The organism is Brachybacterium tyrofermentans (assembly GCF_014897585.1).
GTDB classification, from domain to species: Bacteria; Actinomycetota; Actinomycetes; order Actinomycetales; family Dermabacteraceae; genus Brachybacterium; species Brachybacterium tyrofermentans.
The window spans coordinates 152,794-176,510 of sequence record NZ_JABUXW010000002.1 but is presented as its reverse complement, the minus strand read 5'-3'; the positions used below and the strand labels follow the sequence as shown (position 1 = coordinate 176,510).

Here is a 23,717-nt window from a genome sequence, read left to right as displayed (position 1 = left end):
GGGGCGCGCACCGGGGCGCTCCGGGGTGGACCGGTTCGGCTCGGGGCTCCCGGCTGGGCGATGTCCGGCCGGTGCGTCACAATGTCCTGGTGAGCCAGGACGAGCAGGACACCCAGAACCCGCAGCACACCGAGAGCACGGCGGCCGCTGAGCAGCCGGAGAGCGATGCCGTCGAGCCGCAGCAGCGCATCGCGGAGCTGACGGCGCAGATCGAGAAGGCGATCGAGGACTACTACCTCCACGACGCCCCGACCCTGGCAGACGCCGAGTACGACGCGCTCGAACGGGAGCTGAGGGAGCTCGAGGAGCAGAACCCGCAGCTGGCCAGCCCGGACTCCCCGACGCAGACAGTCCATGGCGTGGTCGCCAGCGGCTTGGCGGAGATCGTCCATGCGGAACGGATGCTCAGTCTCGACAACGTCTTCTCCCTCCAGGAGCTGCGTGACTGGTGCGCGCACGCTGCGGCGGAGCTCGGCCAGGAGGTCCACTGGCTCACCGAGCTGAAGATCGACGGCCTGGCGATCAACCTCCGCTACGAGAACGGGGAGCTGGTCACCGCCGCGACCCGCGGCGACGGTCGCACCGGCGAGGACGTCACCGTGAACGCCCTGCAGATCGAGGGGATCCCGCAGACTCTGGCGGGAAGCGGCCACCCCGCCCTGGTCGAGGTGCGCGGCGAGGTGTTCATGCCGACGCAGGACTTCGCGCGCCTCAACGATCTCCAGGTCGAGCTGCGCGAGCGTGCGGTCGCCGAGAGCCGCTCCCGCTGGGAGTCCCGGCAGGCGTCGGGCCGACGCGCCTTCGACGAGGAGAAGGAGCAGCTCGCCGCGACCCGCCGCTTCCCGACCTTCGCGAATCCCCGCAACACCGCGGCGGGAGGCCTGCGTCAGCAGCTCGAGAAGAAGACAGGGCTCGAACGCGAGGCCGGGGACGCCCGTCTGACGTCGCTGCGCCTGACCGTGCACGGCCTCGGCGCGTGGCCGGACCCGCCCGTCGGCTCCCAGAGCGAGGTGTACGAGCTGCTGGCGTTGTGGGGCCTGCCCACGAGCCGCTACATGGAGGTCGTCGGATCGACCGACGAGGTCGTGGCGTACGTCGAGCAGTACGGGGAGCGCCGCCACGACCTCGAGCACGAGATCGACGGCATCGTCATCAAGGTGGACTCCTTCGCGCAGCAGCGGGCCCTGGGCGCCACCTCGCGCGCCCCGCGCTGGGCGACCGCCTTCAAGTTCCCGCCCGAGGAGGTCACCACGAAGCTCGTGGACATACAGGTGCAGGTGGGACGCACCGGGCGGGTGACCCCCTTCGGCGTGATGGAGCCGGTGAAGGTCGCCGGCTCCACCGTCGAGAAGGCCACGCTCCACAACCAGTTCGATGTGGAGCGCAAGGGCGTGCTGATCGGCGACACCATCGTGCTGCGCAAGGCCGGCGACGTGATCCCGGAGATCCTCGGCCCGGTGGAATCGCTGCGCGATGGCAGCGAGCGCCCCTTCGTGATGCCCACGCAGTGCCCGGCCTGCGGCACCACCATCCGTCCCGAGAAGGAGGGGGACAAGGACTGGCGCTGCCCGAACCAGAAGGACTGCCCCGCCCAGGTGACGGGCCGCGTCGAGCATGCGGCCTCCCGCGGCGGCTTCGACATCGAGGCGCTCGGCGAGGAATCCGCGATCGCCCTCACCGATCCGGACAAGCGACGCGGCGAGGCGCTCGCCGCGCTGAGCTCCGGGCACAGCATCCATCTGCCGATCCGCGAGGCCTCGGAGGCGGAGCTCGAGAACTTCGTGGTGCTCAAGAACGGAGAGATCACCCAGGGCACCGACGGGGTGCCGCTGCTGCGCATCACCACGGCGGAGGATCCGCTGCTCCCGGGCCTGCAGGAGCCCGTGGTCACCACGGGGAACGACCTGTTCGATCTCACGGCCGACGCACTGCGCGAGGTGGTCGTCTGGCAGCCCGAGCGCCGTGACGGCGAACCGACGGGGGACTGGCGGATCCAGCCCGCGTTCTGGTCCCGTCCGCAGTTCAAGCACTACAAGCGCGACGGGGCGTGGAAGCAGCAGAAGACCCCCTCCGTGCTGAAGACCACCGAGACCCTCATCTCCGAGCTCGAGAAGGCGAAGAGCCAGCCGCTGTGGCGGGTGCTCGTGGCCTTGTCGATCCGGCACGTCGGTCCGACGGCAGCGCGATCGCTCGCCACCGCCTATGGCTCCATGGACGCGATCCGGGAGGCCGGCATCGAGCAGCTCGCCGACACCGACGGGCTGGGGCCGATCATCGCCGAGGCCGTGATCGAGTGGTTCGGGGTGGAGTGGCATCGCGAGCTCGTCGACGGGTGGGCGGCCTCCGGGGTGCGGATGGTCGATGACGTCGAGGACGGTTTCGTGAGGACCCTCGAGGGTCTGACCATCGTGGTCACCGGCGGGCTGGAGGGCTTCAGCCGGGACGGCGCCAAGGAGGCGATCATCTCCCGCGGCGGCAAGGCCTCGGGATCGGTCTCGAAGAAGACGGACTTCGTGGTGGTCGGGGAGAACGCCGGCACCAAGGAGACCAAGGCCCGGGACCTCGGGCTGCGGATCCTCGACGAGGCCGGGTTCGTCGCGCTGCTCGAGGGCGGGGCCGACGCGGTCGCCGAACCTGATGCTGATGCTGATGCTGATGCTGATGCTGCGGCGGGCGGGGCAGGCGACGCCTGACGGCCCAGATCGTCGGACCCCTCGACATCCCTCAGCAGCCGTGGGAGCGTGGTGCGCGCCACAACGCACCCGACAGGAAGGCTGCTCGACCATGAGCATCCGGAACCCCGAACCGTCCATGACGTCCGAGGAGTCCGGCGAGGGGGTGTCCCGCCGTGGCGTCGACCGACGTGCTGTGCTGCGTGGGGCAGGCCTCCTCGGGGCCCTCACCGCGTCCGGCGGAGCATTGGCCGCTCCTGCCCTGGCCGACCCCGCCCAGGCCGCAGCCCCGAGCACGCTCGATCCGACGGACTTCACCCTCACGGCCGACTACAGCGAGTACACGACGAGGGTCGAGGCGCTGCTGGAGCAGGCCGGGTCGGCGGGCGTCAGCGAGGTCATGGACACCGCGAACCACGACCGCACCGAGGCGCGGGTCCTGGACGACCAGGTGCACGGTTTCCGCTTCGCCCCGAGCGACGAGAACGACCCCGACGTCGCTCCGCAGGGGATCACCACCAGTCGTGACTCCGTCGGCACAGCGGGCAACGGCCGGTACGACGGGCGACAGGTCATCGCCGTGAGCTTCTACAACAATTCGCCCAAGGGCAGCCGCATCAACCTCATCGACTGGGATGCGAATCATCCGAACTCCTATCGGCGGATCCTGCTGGTCGAGCCCAACGGCACCGCGGCCGAGCCGAGCTTCGAGGACGTGGAGATCCACGTCGGCGGGATCGCCTGGTACGGGGATCTGCTCTATGTCGCGGACACCGGCTCTGGCATGAGGGTGTTCGACATGAGCAGGATCGTCACCACCGACACCGGCGGGACCAAGGACCAGATCGGCAGGGAGGGGGACACCTTCTATGCGCACAACTACGCCTACGTGCTGCCGCAGGTCGGGAGGATCGACTCGGAGGTCGCGGGAGGCACGGAGAAGCTGGTGTGGTCCACGATCTCCCTGGACCGCGTGAGCCGATCGATCGTCATGACCGAGTACCGCTGTGTGGACTGCGACGGGGACTACCCCGAAGGACCCACACGAGCGGTCCGCTTCCCCTTCGCGGAGGGGAAGCACACGTTCGCCGGGACGACCACGGCGACCGAGGCGCTCGACGTCCCTCTGCACTACCTCAACGGCGTGGCCTCCCACAATGGGCGCTGGTGGTTCAACGACTCCCACAACAAGACGTTGCACCACTGGTCCGGTTCAGGGGCGATGACCTCGAAGCCGTGGGTCTCCTGGGGGGAGTCCCTGAGCTACTGGGAGGACGCCGACGGACCGGACCTGCTGTGGTGCCTCAAGGAGGAGAAGGGCGACCGCCCGGTGTTCGCGGTGAAGCAGGGCGACTACAGCTGATGACGGTCGACCACAGCTGACGACGGTCGACGAGAGCAGACGCGGGCCGGCCCCGCGTCAGCGGTGGCCGCATGCCGGCTGGGCGCGCTGCTCAGCTGACCAGGGCGAGGGCCAGCGGCAGCACGGGCCCGGACCCTGACCGGCGCAGCAGGCGCCCCGCGATCGTCATCGTCCATCGGGTGTCGATCTCGTCGTCGACCAGCAGGATCGGGGCACCGTCGAGCGCGACGATCTGCTCGGCGAGCTCCGGGGGGATGGTGAAGCGGTCCCACAGGGCGGCGACCCGGAACGCGCTGTTGCGGGCTCCGCGCTGCGGGGTCGCGCTGGGCGAGAGTCCGAGCTGACCGAGGTCCTGCATCTTCCCGATCCGAGCGATGCCGGCACCCAGATCCCGCACCAGACCGGGCCGGGTCATGGAGGGCACGGCGATCACCGCGGCGGGGCGCTGCCGCCAGTCCCAGTCCGTGAGGACCTCGACGACCCGGTTCGCGATCGCCGGAGTGAGGGCCGCATCCACGCGCCGACCCTGCTCATCGACCGTGAGCAGATTCCGCAGCGGTACCGCCCAGCCCAGGTCCGACATACGGGCGAGGGCCCGACCCTCCTCCAACCGTTCCCCGGGCGGGATGTTGCCGCGCACCGGGCCCCCGGACTCCGAGGTGACGCCCACGCGGTCCAGTCCCTGCGGCCACTGCTTGCGCGGATCGATCGGGACGCCGACCCGATCCAGAAGGCGGGAGACGGCCTCCCGGGAGGCATCGTCGTCACCGTGGTCCACGGGGGCCGTGCCGGGGGCGTCGGAGCCGTCGCCCGCAGCCGGCGCGTCCTCGAGTGACCTGGTGCGAGGCGCCGGGGACGATCCCGGCACCGGGTACCAGGGGTCGGTGCAGACGTCGCAGCGACCGCAGGGGGTCGCCGTCTCGTCGTCGAGCTGGCGGGCGAGGAACATCATCCGGCAGTGCTGCGGATCGCCGGGCTGCAGATTCTCGTAGTCGAGCATGGCCTGCTGCTCCTCTCGGCGCGCACGGGCGACGTTCTCGTAGCGAGGGGCGTCATAGGCCCAGGTCGCCCCGGTGGAGACCCAGCCGCCGCGCACGGAGTCGACCGCGCCTTCGACGGCGAGCACCTTGAGCAGCAGCTCGAGGGCGCTGCGCTTGACGTCCACACGTGCCTCGAGCGCGGGCGTGGACAGCGGGGACCCGGCTGCGCCGAGCTCGGCGAGCACGGCGTCCGCATCGGCCTGGGCGGGCATGGAGGCGGTGGCGAAGTACTCCCAGATCGCTCGGTCCTCGCGGCCCGGCAGGAGCAGGACGTCGGCGGTGTCGGTGGCACGACCCGCACGGCCCACCTGCTGGTAGTAGGCCACCGGGGAGCTGGGCGCTCCCAGATGCACGACGAATCCCAGGTCCGGCTTGTCGAAGCCCATCCCGAGCGCGCTCGTCGCGGCGAGGGCCTTGACCTCGTTGTCCTTGAGGGCCTGTTCGAGCTCTGCGCGCTCCTCGGAGTCGGTACGGCCGGTATAGGCGACGACGCGGCGCCCCGGGCGGTTCAGGAGATCGGCGAGGTCCTCGGCTGCGGAGACCGTGAGGGTGTAGATGATCCCCGAGCCCGGCAGATCGTCGAGATACCGGGCGAGGTACTCCAGGCGGGCTCGGTCATCGGGCAGGGTCAGGCAGCCCAGTCGCAGCGAGTCACGGGTCAGCGTGCCGCGCAGGGTCAGCACCGGGGCGGCGCCATCGGCCTGCACCCCCAGCTGCTCGGCGACGTCGGCCACCACGCGGGAGTTGGCCGTCGCGGTCGTGGCCAGCACCGGGACCTCGTCCCCGAGCTCGGCGACCAGATCCCGCAGCCGGCGATAGTCGGGGCGGAAGTCGTGTCCCCAGTCGGAGATGCAGTGCGCCTCGTCGATGACCAGGAGCCCGCAGCGCTCGATCAGCCGTGGCATCTGCTCGGCCCGGAAGCGCGGGTTGACCAGCCGCTCGGGGGAGACGAGGAGCACGTCGAGCTGATCGGCATCCAGGGCGCTCTCGATATCGGACCACTGCGTGGGATTCGCCGAGCTGATGGCCTCGGCCCGTACCCCGGCGCGACGGGCGGCCGCCACCTGGTCGCGCATCAGGGCGATGAGCGGCGAGATGATCAGCGCGGGGCCGGAGCCCCGTCGCCGCTGGAGCAGGGCCGCGAGGAAGTACACCGCGGACTTCCCCCAGCCGGTGCGCTGGACCACCAGGACCCGGCGGCGCTCCTCGACGAGTGCCGCGATCGCCTCGAACTGGCCGTCGTGGAAATCGGCGTCGGCCCGACCGGTCAGGGCCTGCAGCGCCTCCTGGGCCTCGGCCCGCAGAGCAGAACGGTCGGTGGCGGCGGCGGGGGAGGTCGACGGGGAGGAATCCATGTCCCCCAGTGTGGCAACCGGATCCGACCTTCGTGGACGGGTCGTCGGGGTGTGGACGGTGGATCCTCGGGGAGGGACGGTCGATCCTCACCGGGGGCGGGGGGTCGCGCACCGCGGATCGGGGCCCCCGAGCGTGCCTGAGAGGACTCTCATGGACGTCTCATCCCCGCCCGTCCCGTTTTCATCAAACAGCACTATTGTGCAGGTCATGAGCAAAGAAGCCGGTTTTCGGAACCACTCCGGGGCGCCATCGCCGGGCGCTTCGATCGCAGACACCGCGGCGACCCGCATGGTCGCCGGGGTGCTGGCCGGGCTCCTTCTGACCGCGGTCGCCCTGCCCGCCCGTCGTCTCGGCCCTGCGAAGAACGTGCGCGACTCCTTCCCCTTCAGCCACTATCCGATGTTCTCCGGGAGACGGGCGTCGCACTACTGGGTGACCCATCTGCTCGGCGAGCAGGCGGACGGCTCCGTGGCGCCGCTGCACTACTCCTACCTGGGCACGGGGGGACTCAACGCCGTGCGCAGGCAGGTGCGTCGTCGCGTGCTCGCCGGGGACGGCCAGCTGCTGGCCGAGCGCGCCGCCGCTCTCGTCGGCTCCCGGGACCGGGTCGCGGATCGAGGCGTGATGCGGGTGCAGATCGTGCGCGGCCGCTACCTCGTGGACCCCTTCATGACCAGCAGGGACCGGAGCGAGTTCACCTCGAGGCTCGACGTGCGCGGAGCGGCGGAGGTGCCAGGACGATGAGCGTCAACCGCCTCACCGGCGCCCTGCGCGAGATCGCCTCCACGGCCCGACGGCATCTGGCCCCGACCGCTGGGGCCTCGACCCCGGCCATGCTGCGGATCGCCGTCGGCGGCTACCACCTCTGGCATGTCGGCCGCCGTCGGAAGCTCTACTACGGGGTGCACCGCACCGATGCGGCGAGCTTCGATCCCGTCGGACCGGCGCGGATCCTGCGCACGCCCCTGCCACCGGTCATCGCCGACCGGCTCGTCGACGCCTCCCTGGTCACCGGTGCGCTGTTCACCGCGGGGGTCGCCCACCGGGTGGTGGGCCCTCTGCATTCCGCCCTGCAGACCTGGAACTTCTCGTACCGCAACTCGTGGTCGATGGTCTTCCACCACGAGAACACCATGGTGCTGCACACGATGGTGCTCGGGGCGGCGCCGGCGGCGGATGCGCTCAGCCTCGACGCGCTGGTGAGGGACCGGACCCTGCTGCCTTCGCGGCGCTCCTGGATGTACGGGGCGACGCCGACGGTGATGAACTCCGCGGTCGCTGTGACCTATCTGCTCGCAGGCATCGCCAAGTTCACCGGCGGCGCCGGAGCGTCGTGGGTCGACGGTGCCACCATGCGCGGTCAGATCGCCTTCGACGCCCTGCGCAAGGAGATGCTGGGGGAGCAGGGCTCACCCCTCGCCCGACGCCTCTACCCGTATCGGCACCTGTTCACCGCGATGGCCCTGGTCTCCCTGATCGTCGAGGTCGGGGCGCCGCTGGCTGTGCTCGACCGCCGGCTGGGGTGGCTGTTCTCCGCAGGCGCCTTCTCGATGCACTGGGGGATCAAGGCGATCATGCGCATCACCTTCCCCTACAACCTCTGGGGCGTGCTCTACCTGCCGTTCCTGCTGATGCCGCCGCCGGATCCCCGACGATGAGCACCCGTGCCCGGAACCGGCCGGTCCCCTGCGCCACGGAGCGCCCGCCCGGGACCGCCTGACCGGGGGCACGGGATCGGAGAGCGGTCGATCAGGAGGCGGGGGTCTCCCCGTGGTGGGCGTCCTCGTCCGCTCCCGTCCCTGCGCCCTCCTCCTCCAGACGGCGCAGCCGCGCCGAGGTGGACTCGTCGTCACGCAGCGGGTCCTCCTTCGTGGCCAGGGCGCGACGCATCTTCTCCTCGAGCTCCTGCGCCTCGCGGAGCACCGGATCATCAGAGCGTGCGTCGTCGTCCTCGGGATCGTGGGCGTGATAGTCGATGTTCGGGTCTACGGACATGGCGGCACCTTCCGTTGGGATCGTCCCTGTGCGGCTCGGTGTCAGGGACCTCTTCTGGTGGGCGGAAGTCTACCGGGGCGGTCGCTACGATCGACCGGGTGAGCCCATCCCGACGCAGCACCCCGTCCCGTTCCCCGTCCCGCTCCTCGAAGGGATCCGCAGCGCGATCCTCCGGGGCGGGGGCCTCCCGGCCCCTGAGCGGCTATCGCCTCGTCGAGGCGCTGATCGCCGGCTGGAGGCCCGTGCAGCGACTCGATGTGGACGGCTTCGCCCTGCTGCGCTCCCGGGGCGTCACCCGCCGCGCCAACAGCGCGGTCGCGGTGGACGCGCCGTCGACGGACGACGCCCTCCTCGCGGCGGTCGAACGGATCGAGGGGCTCGTCGCGATGACGGGGGAGCGGGCGTGCTTCCGCATCCTCGACGTCCACGGCCCCGCCCAGCTCGATGACCTGCTCGCCGCACGCGGATACGGCAGCACCGGGCACAGCGAGCTCCTCGAGCTCCCGCTGACAGGTTCCCTCTCCGCCGTCCCGCATCCCTCGGCCGAGATCCGTACCGGGGAGCTGGACGAGGACTGGTTCGACGCCGCCTGGTCCCTCGCCCCGCGCGAGGGGGACGACGCCCGCGCGACGATGCACGACATCCTCGCCGGCACCCCCTCGGTGCAGGTCGTCCTGCGGTCCGACGGGGCCGACGCGGAGGGAGGAGGCGACGGCCTCGCCGCCGGGGCACCGATCGCCGTCGGCCGCGCCGCGCTCGTGGAGGCGGGGAAGGGGACCGCCGCGGTGCTGAACATGATCGCGGTGCACCCGCGCCGCCGCCGTGAGGGCCTCGGCCGGGCCGTGTCCCGGACCCTGCTGGCGATCGCCGCCGTCCAGGGTGCGAGCCTCGCGCTGCTCGAGGTCGAGAAGGACAACGCTGCGGCGTCGACCCTGTATCGGCGCCTCGGGTTCGCCTCCCGCGGCGCGTATCACTACCGGGTGGGCGCCCTGCCCGCGGACCGCGCCTAGAATGAGCCACATGCCTTCGATCGGACGAGATGACGTCGCACGCCTCGCCGACCTCGCACGGATCCAGCTCACCGATGAGGAGATCGACCGCTTCGCCGGCGAGTTCGACTCCATCATGGACGCTGTCGCCTCCGTGTCCGAGGTCGCCACCGAGGATGTACCCGCGACGTCCCACCCCATTGCCATGACGAACGTCTTCCGTGAGGACGTCGTCGAGACCACCCTGACCCAGGAGCAGGCGCTCGCCGGCGCTCCTGAGGCGCAGGACGGCCGTTTCGCCGTCCCGCAGATCCTGGGAGAGGAGTGAATCGATGACCGACGCCACTCAGCACGACATCATCCGGACCAGCGCCGCCGCTCAGGCCGCCGCGCTGGTCGCCGGTGAGATCTCCTCCGAGGAGCTCACCCGCGCCCACCTCGACCGCATCACCGCGGTCGACGACGACCTGAACGCCTTCCTCCACGTCAACACCGAGGAGGCGCTGAGCACCGCCCGCGAGGTCGACTCCCGCCGCGCCGCGGGCGAGGAGCTGCACGGCCTCGCCGGTGTGCCCATCGCCGTCAAGGACGTCGTGGTCACGCAGGGCCAGCCCACCACCGCGGGCTCCAGGATCCTCGAGGGCTGGATCCCGCCCTACGACGCCACCCTGGTCAGCGCGCTGCGCACGGCAGGCCTGCCGATCCTCGGCAAGACCAACATGGACGAGTTCGCGATGGGCTCCTCGACGGAGACCAGCGCCTACGGACCCACCCGCAACCCTTGGGACCGCGACCGGATCCCCGGCGGCTCCGGCGGCGGCTCCGCCGCGGCCGTGGGCGCCTACGAGGCCCCGCTCGCGATCGGCACCGACACCGGTGGTTCGATCCGTCAGCCGGGCGCCGTCACGGGCACCGTGGGCGTGAAGCCCACCTACGGCTCCGTCTCCCGCTACGGGCTGATCGCCATGGCCAGCTCGCTGGACCAGGCCGGCCCCGTGACCCGCACCGTCGAGGACTCGGCGCTGCTGCACGAACTCATCGCCGGTCACGATCCGCATGACTCGACCTCTCTCACGGACCCCGTCGGCGCCTTCGCCGCAGCCGCACGGAGCAAGGACGTCAAGGGTCTGCGCGTGGGCGTCATCGAGGAGCTCGAGGGCGAAGGCTTCGCCCCCGAGGTGCAGGCCCGCTTCACCGAGTCGCTCGAGCAGCTCGAGCGCGCGGGCGCGGAGATCGTGCGCGTGAAGTGCCCGAACTTCCGGTATGCGCTGGGCGCGTACTACCTGATCATGCCCTCGGAGGCCTCCTCGAACCTCGCGAAGTTCGACGGCATGCGCTTCGGCCTGCGCGTGGTCCCCGAGGACCACCCCACCGCCGAGAACGTCATGAAGGCGACCCGTGGGGCCGGCTTCGGCGACGAGGTCAAGCGCCGCATCCTGCTGGGCACCTACGCCCTGTCCGCCGGGTACTTCGACGCCTACTACGGCAGCGCCCAGAAGGTGCGCACGCTCGTGCAGCGCGACTTCGCCGCCGCCTTCGAGCAGGTCGACGTGCTCGCCTCGCCGACCTCCCCGACCGTCGCCTTCCGCCTCGGCGAGAAGGTCGACGACCCGATGGCGATGTACATGAACGACATCGCCACCATCCCCGCCAACCTCGCCGGCACCCCGGGCATCTCGATCCCCAGCGGCCTCGCCGAGGACGGCCTGCCCGCCGGCATCCAGTTCCTCGCCCCGGCCCGGGCCGACGAGCGCCTGTACCGCGTGGGCGGCGCCCTGGAGGCACTGCTCGAGGACTCCTGGGGCGGCCCGCTGTTGGCCAAGGCGCCCGAGCTCATGAACGGAGCGAAGTGATGACTGCATCGACCATCGATCTCGTCGACTACGACGAGGCCATCTCGCGCTTCGACCCCGTGCTCGGCATCGAGGTCCACGTCGAGCTGGGCACCGCCACCAAGATGTTCGACGGTGCGCCGAACATCTTCGCGGCCGAGCCGAACACGGCGATCACCCCCACGTCGCTGGGCCTGCCCGGCGCGCTGCCGGTCGTGAACCACAAGGCCGTCGAGTTCGCGATCAAGATCGGTCTGGCGCTGAACTGCTCGATCGCCGAGACCTGCCGGTTCTCGCGCAAGCAGTACTTCTACCCGGACCTCACGAAGAACTTCCAGACCTCCCAGTACGACGAGCCGATCGCCTATGAGGGCTGGGTCGACGTCGAGCTGGAGGACGGCGAGATCATCCGCGTGGAGATCGAGCGCGCCCACATGGAGGAGGACGCCGGCAAGAACACCCACGTCGGCGGGTCCACCGGACGCATCCACGGCGCGACCCACTCGCAGGTGGACTACAACCGCGCCGGCGTGCCGCTGGTCGAGATCGTCACCAAGCCGATCCCGAACACGAAGGGGCGCGCCCCCGAGGTCGCCGCGGCCTACGTGCGCACCCTGCGCGACATCTTCCGGGCTCTGGAGATCTCCGAGGCGAAGATGGAGCGTGGCAACGTGCGCGCCGACATCAACGTGTCGCTGCGGGCGAACCCCGAGGCGGAGTTGGGCACCCGCACCGAGACGAAGAACGTGAACTCGTTCCGTTCGATCGAGCGCACGGTCCGCTACGAGATCTCCCGCCAGGCGGGCGTGCTCGACGCCGGGCAGAAGATCATCCAGGAGACCCGCCACTTCCACGAGGACACCGGCGGCACCTCTTCAGGTCGTCCGAAGTCCGACGCAGAGGATTACCGCTACTTCCCCGAGCCCGATCTGGTGCCGGTGGCCCCGAGCCGGGAGTGGGTCGAGGAGATCCGCACCAGCCTTCCGGAGCTGCCCGCCGCCCGCCGACGCCGTCTGCTCGGCGACTGGGGGTTCACCGACCTCGAGATGCGTGACGTCATCAACGCCGACGCCCTGGATCTGATCGAGTCGACCGTCGCCGCCGGAGCGAGCGCGCAGAGCGCCCGCAAGTGGTGGATGGGCGAGCTGGCCCGTGTCGCGCGCGAGCAGGAGTCCGAGCTGCACGAGCTGGCCGTCACCCCGGCCCAGATCGCCGAGCTGCAGGGTCTGGTCGACGGGAAGAAGATCAACGACAAGATCGCCAAGCAGGTCCTCACCAAGGTCCTCGCGGGTGAGGGCGACCCGGCCGCGATCGTCGAGAAGGAGGGCCTCGCGGTCGTCTCCGACGACTCGGTGCTCACCGGCGCCGTCGATCAGGCCATCGCCGACAACCCCGACGTGGTCGCCAAGATCCAGGGCGGCAAGGTCCAGGCCATCGGCGCGCTCATCGGCCCGATCATGAAGGCCACCCGCGGTCAGGCCGACGCCGGCCGCGTGCGCGAGATCATCATGGAGAAGCTCGGCGTCACCGGCTGATCTGCAGGCCACCGCTGGACAGCACGACACCGGTCGGATTCCGGTCCGGGGCATCGCCCCGGGCTCGGGATCCGACCGTCGTGCGTCCGGGGCCCGGTCTCCGGCGGTGCCCGGGACGTCGAGCTCGCGCCGGTCCTCACCCTGGTCCTCACCGGGAGGCGGGTCTACGGTCCTGACATGGACTACACCGACATCCCGTTCGAGGACTGCCTGCGGGGCGACGAGGGCGAGATGCTCCTGTTCGCCCTGGACCGTGTGCACCGGCAGTTCGCCTGGAAGACCGGAGGACTCGACGCCGAGCAGCTGCGGCGCCGGCACGCGCCCTCGACGCTGACGGTCGCCGGGACGATCCTGCACCTGGCGAAGGTCGAGGAGAGCTGGACGGCGCTCGCGGCCGAGCGGCCCGCCGGGCCCCCGGTCCCCGGCCCGGACGGCGCCGAGCACTCCGACGGAGCCGAGTGGGACGAGGCGATCGCCCTCCGCCCGGAGGAGCTGTACGACCTCTGGTACTCGACGATCGGGCGATGCCGGAAGGAGTGGAGCCGTCTGGTCGCGGACGGCGGGCTCGAGACGGAGCTGCACAGCGACCCCGGGTACATCGTGAAGCGTCGTCGTCGACTGGTGGACATCCTCGAGGAGAACCTCCTGCACTCGGGCCAGATCTCGGTGATCCGAGAAGCGATCGACGGACTGGTCGGCAACGATCCGCCGTGACGGACGGGCAGGTGTCGGGGACCGGTGAGCGCGTCCTCAGGGTGTCCGACGCGGTCCGGGCAGGGGACCCGCGCTGTTCTGTCGTTGCCCGTGATCAGCGTGAAAAGCCTGTCCACGAGGCAACACCGTAGAAAGCCTGTGAGATGCGCCCGTCGACGTGATGGTCGAGCCCGCCGAGGCGCTCTGCACATCGGCACCTTCGCTGTCCACGGCTTTTGTCCGGTCTCGGGCTCTCGTGGCGCTTCTCATGCGGACCCCATCTGATTTGCGCGCCGCGAGCGTTGCGTTATTAGGGTAGCCAAACCTTAGTGACGCGGGTTCGCCGGATCCGCTCGACCCCGGGAGGCACCTGCCCATGGACTCGCTGCTCACGCTCACCACCGAGACGGACGACCCGGACTCGCCAGGCGTCGGATCCCTGCTGACTGCGCGGACCGCCGATGCGTACGCCGACCTCCTGCACCACGTCGTCGACGACATCGCCGGTCACGTCCGTGCAGTGCGCGCTCCCTCCGTCGGACCGGATCGCTCGGCGTTGGAGAGACTCGTCGAGGAGCGGACTCTGGACGGCTCCGGGATCGGCGCCGCGGCCGCACTGGAGGAGGCCGGTGCGCTGTACGCCCAGCACGCGGTCTGGTTCCACCACCCGTCGTACCTGGCACACCTCAACTGTCCCGTGGTGCTGCCGGCGGTCGCCGCCGAGGCGATGCTCGCGGCGATCAACACCTCCGTGGACACCTACGACCAGTCCCTCGTCGCCACCCTCATGGAGCAGCGACTCGTGCGCTGGACCGGCCGCCGGATCGGCTTCGCCGCCGGGGACGGCGTGTTCACCTCGGGAGGCACCCAGTCGAACCTCCAGGCGCTGTTCCTCGCCCGACGGCGCGCCGAGCGCAGGGCGACGACGGACCGCGAGGACCTCCTGCCCCGGCTGCGTGTTCTCACCACGGAGGCCGCCCACTTCTCCGTCTCCCGCTCCGCGGAGCTGCTCGGCCTCGCCGAGGACGCCGTGCGCATCGTCGCCGCAGATGGGCAGGGCCGGATGGACCCGACCGCTCTGGACGTCCTCCTTACCCGCTGCGAGGCGTCCGGGGAGCCGGTCATGGCCGTCGTCGCGACCGCCGGGACCACCGACCGGGGCCTGATCGATCCCCTCGCCGAGATCGCGGCCACCACCGGCACGCACGGTGCCTGGCTGCACGTCGACGCGGCGTACGGCGGCGGACTGCTCGTCTCCGGTACCCGTCGCCAGCTGCTGGCGGGCATCGAACGCGCCGATTCCGTGACGGTCGACTTCCACAAGACCTACTTCCAGCCCGTCTCCTCGAGCGCTCTGATCGTGCGCGATCCGGCCGACCTCGCCGCGGCCGCGCATCACGCCGACTACCTCAATCCCGCTGCCGAGGCCGCCTCCGCCGACGCCGAGCCCAATCAGGTCGACAAGTCGCTGCAGACCACGCGACGTTTCGACGCATTGAAGCTGTGGACCACTCTGCGCGCGCTGGGGCCCGATGAGCTGGGGCGGATGGTGGACCGGGTCTGCGACCTCGCTGCGGAGGTCCGCGGCCTGCTCGAGGACGACCCGGACCTGCACGTGCTCGGCACGACGGATCTCAGCACGGTGGTCTTCCGCTTCCAGCCCGCAGGCCTGGACGATGCACGGGTCGACGAGCTGCAGCCGCTCATCCGCCGGATCCTCTTCCAATCGGGCCGGGCCATGGTGGCGCGCACGACGATCGACGGCGTCTGCTACCTGAAGCTCACCCTGCTCAATCCCGAGGCCACGCTCACCGACATCGCCGCCGTGCTCGACCTCGTGCGGGCCACAGGTCGCGGACTCCTCGCCGGCACCCGCCTCGCCGCGACCGGGGTGGACCGATGAGCGCCCGGGCCACGCCGGAGGCGGAGAGCCCGGAACCCGCGGTGCACGACGAGGAGATCCACGACCTCATCGGCATCGGGATCGGCCCCTTCGGGCTGGGACTGGCTGCGCTTGCCGACCCGCTGCCGGACGTCGACGCCGTGTTCCTGGACCAGGCCGACAGGTTCTCCTGGCACCCGGGACTGATGATCGAGGGCACCACCCTCCAGGTCCCCTTCCTCGCGGACCTCGTGACGATGGCGGATCCCACCTCGCCCTACTCCTTCCTCGCCTTCCTCAAGCAGACCGGCAGGCTCTACCCCTTCTACATCCGGGAATCCTTCTACCCGCTGCGCAGCGAGTACGACGAGTACTGCCGCTGGGTCGCCGCACAGCTGGACTGCCTGCGCTGGCGGCGTCGGGTGGTCGCCGTGGAGGAGGAGGGCGATCACCTGCTCGTCACGGCCGCCGTGCTCGATGCAACCGGGGCTGTGATCGGCTGCGAGCACCTGCGCGGCCGCCACGTGGCTCTCGCCGTCGGCACCGCGCCGCACCTTCCGCCGCCCCTCGCCGAGCTGATCGGCCCGGCCGGTGGTGCTCCAGCAGACGAGGCCCCAGCCCCCGTGCTGCACAGCGCCGACTACCTCCGGCGGAAGGACGAGCTGCTCGCCGCCGGATCCGTGACGGTGGTGGGCAGCGGGCAGTCCGCCGCAGAGATCTATCGGGACCTGCTCCAGGAGGGCGGGGCCGACGGGCTGCGGGTGGACTGGGTGACCCGTTCCCCGCGGTTCTTCCCCATGGAGTACACGAAGCTCACCCTCGAGATGACCTCGCCGGAGTACACCGACCTGCACCGCTCCCTTCCCGAGGGGACGCGCGACCGCCTGGCGCGGGAGCAGCGTGCCCTGCACAAGGGCATCAGCGCGGACCTGATCGACGAGATCCACGAGCTCCTCTACCGCCTCTCCGCCGGGGGCCGGGAGGTGCCCTCGAGCCTGCTCACGGGAGCCGCCGTCCGCGCCGCCCGCAGGGACTCCGGGAGCGGACGGATCGTCCTGGACCTCGAGCATCCGCTCACGGGCTCGGTCGCGGAGCATCGCACCGGCGCCGTGGTCGCCGCGACCGGCTACCGGCCCCGCTCCACGGAGCTGCTCGCACCGCTCGGGGACCGGATCCGCCACGACGACGCGGGCCGGCTCGACGTCACCCGCGACTACACCGTCGACCGCGAGGAGCGGATCCATGTGCTGGGCGGCGAGGAGCACACCCACGGCGTCACCGCCCCTGACCTCGGCTTCGGCACCTTGCGCGCCTCCGTGATCCTCGCCGCGCTCACCGGGCGGGAGCCGTATCCGATCGAGCGTCGCATCGCCTTCCAGACCTTCGGCCTCCCCGCCGCCCGCTGACCAGGAGCGTCCCCATGAACCTGATGAACCCGAACGACCCGTTGGACCTGAGCGTCGAACCGCTCCGTCCTGCGGACCACACCGGCCTGCTGCACAGCTGGCTGAGCACCCCGCGCGCCCGTTTCTGGGGCATGGTCGACCATTCGCCCGCACAGGTGCGCGCCTACCTCGACGCCGTCGCCGCCTCCGAGCACGAGAACGGCCGGATCGGCCTGCGGGACGGGGTCCCGCTCGTCTACGTCGAGACCTATGATCCCGCCCGACTGCTGCCCGCCGGGGTGCTGCATCCGGAACCCGGCGATCTCGGCATGCACCTCCTCATCGCGCCGCCGGACGGCCCGACCGAGCACGGCCTCACCGCCGCGGTGCTGGCAGGCGTCGTGCGCTGGTGCTTCGAGAACCGTGGCGCCGCCCGGATCGTCGTCGAACCCGACGAACGCAACAGCGCAGTGCTCGCCAAGAACGCCGCAGCCGGTTTCCGCGTGCTGCGCACCGTCGAACTGCCCGAGGGATCGGGCACGAAGCGCGCGGTGCTGAGCATCTGCACCCGGGCGGACTTCGCGGCTTCCCCGCTCGGGGACCGGCGGCAGCGCAAGGAACTCCGGGGCGGCGCCGGAGCCGACGACGCGACTGCGGAGCGCGCACATCTCGGCGCTCCCGTCGCCCCGACGTCCCATCTGCGCGCCGACGTAGCCGAGCGGGCCCACCGGCACCTGATCGCCAAGGCCCTCGCCGAGCTCAGCCACGAACGAGTCCTCGCCCCCGAGGCGCTCGGCGACGATCGCTTCGCCCTGGCAGTCCCCGGCACCGACGTACGCTACGAGTTCCGGGCCCGGGTGCTCCCGCTCGAGCACTGGCTCGTGGACCCTGCCTCGATTCGGCGCCTCGAGGACGGCGCCCCGACGGCGCTCGACGTCCAGACGCTCGTCCTGGAGCAGCAGGAGCCGCTCGGGATCCCCGACGAGCTGCTCTCCACCTACCTCGAGGAGCTCGCGTCCACCTTCGCCGCCCGCTGCGCGACGCTCGACGAGGCCCGTCGCGGCGAGCGGCCGTCGGCCGAGGGCCTGCTCACGGCGGACCTCCCGGACGTCGAGGCCGCCATGACGGAGGGCCACCCGGGCTTCCTCGCGAACAACGGTCGCATCGGGTTCTCCCTGCCCGACTACCGTGCCTACGCGCCCGAGCAGGGCCGGCGTACGCGCCTGCAGTGGGTCGCGGTGCACGCCGGGCGCAGCACCCTGTCCCTCGGCAAGGGCCTGGACGAGGCCGCGCATGCCCGGTGGAGCCTCTCGTCCGAGGAGCGCGACTCCTTCGCGGACCGTCTGGCCGGCCGGGGCCTGGACCCGTCGGACTACCACCTGCTGCCCCTGCATCCCTGGCAGGCGGAGCATCGCCTGCCGATCACCTTCGCCCCGGACATCGCCCGCGGCGACCTCGTGCCCCTCGGGTCGGGCGGCGACGAGATGCAGCCCCAGCAGTCCCTGCGCACCTTCTTCAACCGCACGCGATCCGGGGCGCCCTATGTGAAGGTCGCCCTCGCGATCCAGAACATGGGGTTCCTGCGCGGCCTCTCGCCGCAGTACATGCGGGACACCCCCGCGATCAACGACTGGCTCGCCGCTCTCGTGGACGGCGACCCCGAGTTCGCCGGCGGAGGCTTCCGCGTCCTGCGGGAGCGGGCAGCACTGGGCTACACCGGGGACATCTACCACCGGACGCCGACCACGAACCCCCATCGCAAGATGCTCGCGGCGCTGTGGCGGGAGAGCCCCGTGCCGCTGCTCGAGCCGGGGGAGCGGGCCTTCACGATGGCGGCACTCCTGCACCGCGATCACGACGGTACGGCGCTCGCGAGCACGATGATCCGCGCCTCGGTGCTGTCGGCGGAGGGTTGGGTGGAGCAGTACCTGCGTGCCTACCTCCGCCCCCTCGTCCATGCGCTGCTCGCGCATGACGTGGTGGTCATGCCGCACGGCGAGAACCTCATCCTGCGAGTGCGGGAGCAGCAGGTGGTCGGGGCATTCCTCAAGGACATCGGTGAGGAGATGGCGGTGCTGGGACACCGCCCGCTGCCGGTGGCGATGGAGCGGGTGCGGGCGGTGGTCCCCGGCCAGGACAAGGCCCTGTCGATCTTCACCGACGTCTTCGACGGGGTGCTGCGGCACCTCGCGGGAATCCTCGACGCCGATGGGCTGCTGCCCGCCGACCACTTCTGGAGGGTCGTGGCGGGAGTCCTGGACGGGTACGAGGCGGACCATCCGGACCTCGCGCGGGGGATCGCCGGGGACGTCGACCTGCGCGCGGGCACCTTCGCGCACTCGTGCCTGAACCGGCTGCAGCTGCGCAACACCCTGCAAATGGTCGACCTCGGCGACCAGGCCTCCTCGCTGCTCTTCGCCGGGGACATGGCCAACCCCGTGGCCCGGACCTCCGTCCCTGTCTGAGGTCCGGGGCGGCGGCGCTCAGCTCTCCAGGAGCCGCGCGGCCGCCGCGGGGGTGTCGCCCTCGGGCAGCGGGAGGTAGGAGACGACGTGGAGGTCCGGCGCGTCCTGGGGCACGATGTTGACCTGCTCGAACACGAGCCGACCCACGACGGGGTGCAGGAACTCCCGGCGCCGCGAGGCGAAGCGCTCCACCTCGTGGACGTCCCATGCCTGCGAGAACTCCTCGCTCTCGGCCCGCAGATGACCCACCAGCCGCACGTGCTGGGGGCCGCCCGCCCGGCCGCCGGCCTCGGCGCGGTACTCGGCGAGGAACTGCCGGCTGGTGCGCTCCCAGTCCGGGAGCATCGAGCGCACCCACGGATCGGTGAAGATGAACTGCAGCAGGTTCCGCTGGGTCGCCTCCGCCTCGCGGACCGCGGGGAAGAGCCCCTCATAGGCCCGGTTCCAGGCGGCGATGTCCCAGTGCGGCGTGAGCGCGAAGGCCGGAGACGGGTCCAGGGCGTCCAGCAGATGCTGCACGTGCGGGGGAACCGGGGCCGGTTCGGCGAGCACCGGGCGCGGGGGAGGGGCGAACCCGGCCAGACCCAGCACGTAGTCGTGCTCCGCCTCGGTCAGGCGCAGGTTCACGGCGACGGCGTCGATCACCTGGCGGGAGGGGTTGATGTCCCGGCCCTGTTCGAGCCAGGTGTACCAGGTGACGCTCACCCCGGAGAGGAAGGCGATCTCCTCCCGGCGCAGTCCCTTGGTGCGCCCGCGGCCGACGGGCGGCAGGTCGTAGTCGGCGCGCACGACCTCGTTGCGGCGTCGGCGCAGGAACGTGCCCAGCTCGGCACGCGGTCCCTCGGTCATGCAGCCTCCTCGTCGTCGGGTCGTCGGGTCGTCGGGTCGTCGGGTCGTCCCGTCGTCCGGCCGCCCCGTCGCGAAAACTATCACTTCCACCACTAGTAGTGACGGCGTCTTGGTGCCAGGACGCTCGGAGTGATCAGATGTCCCTATGCCTCAGCTTCGTTCCCGCACCTCGACCCACGGCCGCAACATGGCCGGCGCCCGCGCCCTGTGGCGCGCCACCGGCATGAAGAGCGGAGATTTCGGCAAGCCGATCATCGCGATCGCGAACTCGTACACCCAGTTCGTGCCGGGCCACGTCCACCTCAAGAACATGGGGGACCTCGTCGCGAGCGCGATCGAGGAGGCCGGCGGCATCTCCAAGGAGTTCAACACGATCGCCGTGGACGACGGCATCGCCATGGGGCACGGCGGCATGCTCTACTCGCTGCCCAGCCGCGATCTCATCGCGGACTCGATCGAGTACATGGTCAACGCCCACACGGCGGACGCCCTGGTGTGCATCTCCAACTGCGACAAGATCACCCCGGGCCACCTGATGGCCGCGATGCGGCTGAACATCCCCGTCGTCTTCGTCTCCGGCGGCCCCTCGGAATCCGGGAAGCCCGTCGAGGGGGTCACCGAGAACCGCATCGATCTGGTCGATGCGATGTCGCTCAGCGCGAACGACGCGATCACCGACGCCCAGCTCGCGGAGGTCGAGGAGAACGCCTGCCCCACCTGCGGCTCCTGCTCGGGCATGTTCACGGCGAACTCGATGAACTGCCTCACCGAGGTGCTGGGCCTGTCCCTCCCCGGCAACGGCACCACGCTCGCCACCCACGCCTTCCGCAAGGAGCTCTTCCTCGAGGCCGGGCGGAAGGTCGTGGAGCTCGCCAAGCGCTACTACGAGGACGACGACGACTCCGTGCTGCCGCGATCGATCGCCACCAAGGCCGCGTTCTCCAACGCCATGGCGATGGATGTCGCGATGGGCGGCTCCACCAACACGATCCTGCACATCCTCGCCGTCGCGATCGAGGCCGGGACCGACTTCACCCTCGACGACATCGACCGCATCTCCCGTCTGGTGCCCACGCTGTCCAAGGTGGCGCCCAACGGCACCGCCCATGTCGAGGACGTCCACCGCGCCGGCGGCATCCCCGCGATCCTCGGCGAGCTCGACCGCGCCGGGCTGCTGGACCACACCGTGCACACCGTGCACTCTCCGGACCTCTCCAGCTGGCTCGCCGAGTGGGACATCCGCAGCGGCACGGCCTCGAAGAAGGCGGAGGCGCTGTTCCACGCCGCCCCTGGTGGCGTGCGCACCACCCAGGCCTTCTCCACCACGAACACCTGGGACGAGCTGGACACCGATGACGAGAACGGCGTGGTCCACTCGGTCCCGCACGCCTACAGCAAGGACGGCGGCCTCGCCGTCCTGAAGGGCAACCTCGCCCGCGACGGCGCCGTGTTCAAGACCGCCGGCGTCACCGAGGACCTCTTCCACTTCGAGGGCTCCGCCGTGGTGTGCGATTCGCAGGAGGAAGCCGTCCAGAAGATCCTCGACAAGACGGTGAAGGCCGGCGACGTCGTGGTGATCCGCTACGAGGGGCCGCAGGGCGGCCCCGGTATGCAGGAGATGCTCTACCCGACCTCGTTCCTCAAGGGGCGCGGCCTGGGCAAGACCTGCGCGCTGATCACCGATGGTCGCTTCTCCGGCGGAACCAGCGGCGTCTCCATCGGTCACATCTCCCCGGAGGCGGCCGAGGGCGGCCTGATCGGCCTCATCGAGGACGGCGACCGGATCATCATGGACGTCGACAAGCGCCTGCTGGAGCTCGACGTCCCGCAGGAGGAGATCGACCGCCGTCGCGAGGCGAAGGGGCCCCTGCCCTGGCGTCCCGCGAGCCGTGATCGCGAGGTCTCCCAGGCCCTGAAGGTCTACGCGCACCTGGTGCGCTCGGCGACCTACGGCGCCACCCGTCGACCGCTGGACTGACCCGCCCTGCTCGACGACACGCGACGCCCGGCCCGGGGAGGGGTCGGGCGTCGCGTGCGTGCCGGGCCGTCTCAGGCGCCGAGCATCGTGCGGTACCGGTCCACGGCGATCTCGGCGATCAGGGGATGGTCGCCGAGCGGCGCGGCGACGAGGTCCGCCCCGGAGCCCTCGAGCTGGGAGTGGAACTGCCCCGGGGCGAGCAGATAGGTCGCGACGGCGACCCGGGTCGCGCCCGCGGCGCGCCGATCGTCGACGGCCGCCGCCACCGAGGGCGTCGCGGCCGAGATGAAGCCCACGCCCACCTCGCGGCCGAGGCGCGCCGCGAGCAGACGGCCCATCTCCCGGGCCATCGCCTGACCGGCCGGGTCCCGGGTCCCCGCTGCCGCCATCACCACGGCATCCGCGCTCGTGCCCCCGGCCTCCGCGAGCCGCTGCGCCATGACCTCCGCCAACCGAGGATCCGGACCGAGCGGCCCCGCGGCGACCGCGTCGCGGTCCGCGACGGCGTGCGCGATGTCGTGGCCGACATGGACTCCGGTCGAGAGCAGCAGCGGGACCACCACGACATCGGGCGGGACGTCGCCCTCGCGGGTGCGCACCTCGGAGACCACGGAGGACAGGTCGGCGACCACCCCGGCCACCTGGGGGGACTGCACGTCGACATAGGCCTCGCGCACCGGCGCCTCGGGGACGAGCTCCGTGATCCGGCGCAGGATCGCCCGCACCACGTCGCGGCCCGCGCGCAGGCGGGTTCCGTGGGCGCAGCCGACCAGCGCCGGAACGCTCGTGCGAGGTGGGAGCCCGTCGGGGCGGGGCAGGGCCTCGCGGCCGGAACCGCGGACGGGGTCGGTGCGGACCGCAGGCTCCAGGAAGCCCTCGGCGGCGGTGCGGCCCACGGTGATCACGGCGGGGTGGGAGATCCCGGCGTCGCCGGCGATCTGCACGATGGTGGACAGGGTCCCGTGCACCACCTTCTGATCCGCCAGCGTCGCGCTCTGCACGATCGCGACCGGGGTGGACGGGGCGACGCCGTTCAGGAGGGACTGCGCGACCAGCCGCGGCAGCCACTCCACGCCCATCATGAGCACGGTCGTGGTGCCGGGATCCCGCAGTGCGGCGAGGTCCGCCGGGCCGAGGTCGCCGTGGGCGTTGACGATGTGCAGGGCGACGGCGCTGCCGCGCTGGGTCACCGGGACGCCCCCGGCCGCGGGCCCCGCGATCGACGAGGTCACCCCCGGGACGACCTGGACCGGGACACCGGCGGCGCGGCAGGCGAGCACCTCCTCGCCCCCGCGGCCGAGCACGAAGGGGTCCCCGCCCTTGAGGCGGGCCACCCGGTTGCCCGCGAGCGCCTTCGACACGAGGAGCTCCTCGATGCCGGACTGGCGCAGGGAGTGCGCCCCCGGTCGCTTGCCGACGTCGATCACCTCGACCCCTGCACCGAGCTGCTCGGTGAGTCCGGTGGGGCCCAGGCGGTCCGCGACCACGACGTCGGCCTGCCGCAGCAGGGTCAGGCCGCGCACGGTGATGAGGTCCGGGGCGCCGGGGCCCCCACCGATGAGGGCGACGGATCCCGGCTCGAGCACGGAGGCGGACAGGGCATCGTCCAGGACAGGGCGGGCAGAGGTCATGACGGACTCTCGATCAGGGCAGGGCAGGGCAGGGCAGGGCAGGGCAGGGGGT

Annotated in this window: 17 protein-coding genes; 13 read left to right on the top strand and 4 right to left on the bottom strand. The window is 71.2% G+C overall.

All coding sequences use genetic code 11. The annotated features are described in order from the left end of the window. Positions 1-89 precede the first annotated feature (89 nt). Together INT49_RS02040 and INT49_RS02035 are read left to right on the top strand one after the other, a co-directional pair. Positions 90-2,693 carry an NAD-dependent DNA ligase LigA gene (locus INT49_RS02040; RefSeq protein ID WP_193116053.1) on the top strand — a complete coding sequence of 868 codons (2,604 nt, stop codon included), beginning with the start codon at positions 90-92 and terminating at the stop codon, positions 2,691-2,693. A 91-nt stretch (positions 2,694-2,784) separates the two neighbouring features. Beyond that, a complete protein-coding gene (locus INT49_RS02035; RefSeq protein WP_193116052.1) occupies positions 2,785-4,035 on the top strand; it encodes a hypothetical protein in 1,251 nt (416 codons plus the stop codon). A gap of 91 nt (positions 4,036-4,126) precedes the next feature. Here INT49_RS02035 and INT49_RS02030 read toward each other — a convergent pair whose 3' ends face one another. Further along, on the bottom strand, positions 4,127-6,430 hold the full coding sequence (locus INT49_RS02030; protein ID WP_193116051.1) for a RecQ family ATP-dependent DNA helicase: 2,304 nt from the start codon (positions 6,428-6,430) through the stop codon (positions 4,127-4,129). A gap of 208 nt (positions 6,431-6,638) precedes the next feature. On the opposite strand from INT49_RS02030, the gene INT49_RS02025 reads away from it, so the two are divergent. Together INT49_RS02025 and INT49_RS02020 are read left to right on the top strand one after the other, a co-directional pair. Then, the gene (locus tag INT49_RS02025; protein WP_193116050.1) at positions 6,639-7,175 is read left to right on the top strand and encodes a hypothetical protein; all 537 of its coding nucleotides are present in this window, start codon (positions 6,639-6,641) and stop codon (positions 7,173-7,175) included. Further along, positions 7,172-8,089 carry a hypothetical protein gene (locus INT49_RS02020; protein WP_193116049.1) on the top strand — a complete coding sequence of 306 codons (918 nt, stop codon included), beginning with the start codon at positions 7,172-7,174 and terminating at the stop codon, positions 8,087-8,089. The genes INT49_RS02025 and INT49_RS02020 overlap by 4 nt, the downstream gene beginning before the upstream one ends. A gap of 91 nt (positions 8,090-8,180) precedes the next feature. Here the strand turns inward: INT49_RS02020 and INT49_RS02015 are convergent, their stop codons facing one another. Then, positions 8,181-8,426: a hypothetical protein gene (locus tag INT49_RS02015; RefSeq protein WP_193116048.1), complete on the bottom strand. Its 246-nt coding sequence runs from the start codon at positions 8,424-8,426 to the stop codon at positions 8,181-8,183. Between the two features lie 98 nt (positions 8,427-8,524). On the opposite strand from INT49_RS02015, the gene INT49_RS21505 reads away from it, so the two are divergent. The 8 genes from INT49_RS21505 to INT49_RS01975 all read left to right on the top strand — a co-directional run bounded on the left by INT49_RS21505 (position 8,525) and on the right by INT49_RS01975 (position 19,207). After that, positions 8,525-9,436 carry a GNAT family N-acetyltransferase gene (locus tag INT49_RS21505; RefSeq protein WP_193116047.1) on the top strand — a complete coding sequence of 304 codons (912 nt, stop codon included), beginning with the start codon at positions 8,525-8,527 and terminating at the stop codon, positions 9,434-9,436. A gap of 10 nt (positions 9,437-9,446) precedes the next feature. Beyond that, the gene (gene gatC / locus INT49_RS02005) at positions 9,447-9,743 is read left to right on the top strand and encodes an Asp-tRNA(Asn)/Glu-tRNA(Gln) amidotransferase subunit GatC (RefSeq protein ID WP_193116046.1); all 297 of its coding nucleotides are present in this window, start codon (positions 9,447-9,449) and stop codon (positions 9,741-9,743) included. A 4-nt stretch (positions 9,744-9,747) separates the two neighbouring features. After that, on the top strand, positions 9,748-11,268 hold the full coding sequence (gene gatA / locus INT49_RS02000) for an Asp-tRNA(Asn)/Glu-tRNA(Gln) amidotransferase subunit GatA (RefSeq protein WP_193116045.1): 1,521 nt from the start codon (positions 9,748-9,750) through the stop codon (positions 11,266-11,268). Further along, entirely contained in the window at positions 11,268-12,782 is a 1,515-nt protein-coding gene (gene gatB / locus INT49_RS01995; protein WP_193116044.1) for an Asp-tRNA(Asn)/Glu-tRNA(Gln) amidotransferase subunit GatB, read from the top strand. Before gatA ends, gatB begins: the two co-directional genes overlap by 1 nt. Before the next feature lie 177 nt (positions 12,783-12,959). Further along, the gene (locus INT49_RS01990; protein ID WP_193116043.1) at positions 12,960-13,496 is read left to right on the top strand and encodes a mycothiol transferase; all 537 of its coding nucleotides are present in this window, start codon (positions 12,960-12,962) and stop codon (positions 13,494-13,496) included. A 355-nt stretch (positions 13,497-13,851) separates the two neighbouring features. Continuing rightward, on the top strand, positions 13,852-15,378 hold the full coding sequence (locus INT49_RS01985; protein WP_193116042.1) for a pyridoxal phosphate-dependent decarboxylase family protein: 1,527 nt from the start codon (positions 13,852-13,854) through the stop codon (positions 15,376-15,378). Then, complete coding sequence (locus INT49_RS01980; protein ID WP_193116041.1) at positions 15,375-16,763, top strand: lysine N(6)-hydroxylase/L-ornithine N(5)-oxygenase family protein; 1,389 nt, start codon at positions 15,375-15,377, stop codon at positions 16,761-16,763. Before INT49_RS01985 ends, INT49_RS01980 begins: the two co-directional genes overlap by 4 nt. 14 nt (positions 16,764-16,777) lie before the next feature. Next, positions 16,778-19,207, top strand: a complete 2,430-nt coding sequence (locus tag INT49_RS01975) for a GNAT family N-acetyltransferase (RefSeq protein ID WP_193116040.1) — start codon at positions 16,778-16,780, stop codon at positions 19,205-19,207. Between the two features lie 18 nt (positions 19,208-19,225). Here INT49_RS01975 and INT49_RS01970 read toward each other — a convergent pair whose 3' ends face one another. Beyond that, entirely contained in the window at positions 19,226-20,056 is an 831-nt protein-coding gene (locus tag INT49_RS01970; protein WP_193116039.1) for a helix-turn-helix transcriptional regulator, read from the bottom strand. Positions 20,057-20,201: 145 nt separating this feature from the next. Here INT49_RS01970 and ilvD point away from each other — a divergent pair, with 145 nt between their 5' ends. Then, positions 20,202-22,034: a dihydroxy-acid dehydratase gene (ilvD, locus tag INT49_RS01965; RefSeq protein ID WP_193116038.1), complete on the top strand. Its 1,833-nt coding sequence runs from the start codon at positions 20,202-20,204 to the stop codon at positions 22,032-22,034. Positions 22,035-22,105: 71 nt separating this feature from the next. Here ilvD and cobA read toward each other — a convergent pair whose 3' ends face one another. Beyond that, complete coding sequence (gene cobA / locus INT49_RS01960) at positions 22,106-23,665, bottom strand: uroporphyrinogen-III C-methyltransferase (protein ID WP_193116037.1); 1,560 nt, start codon at positions 23,663-23,665, stop codon at positions 22,106-22,108. Between the last annotated feature and the right edge of the window lie 52 nt (positions 23,666-23,717).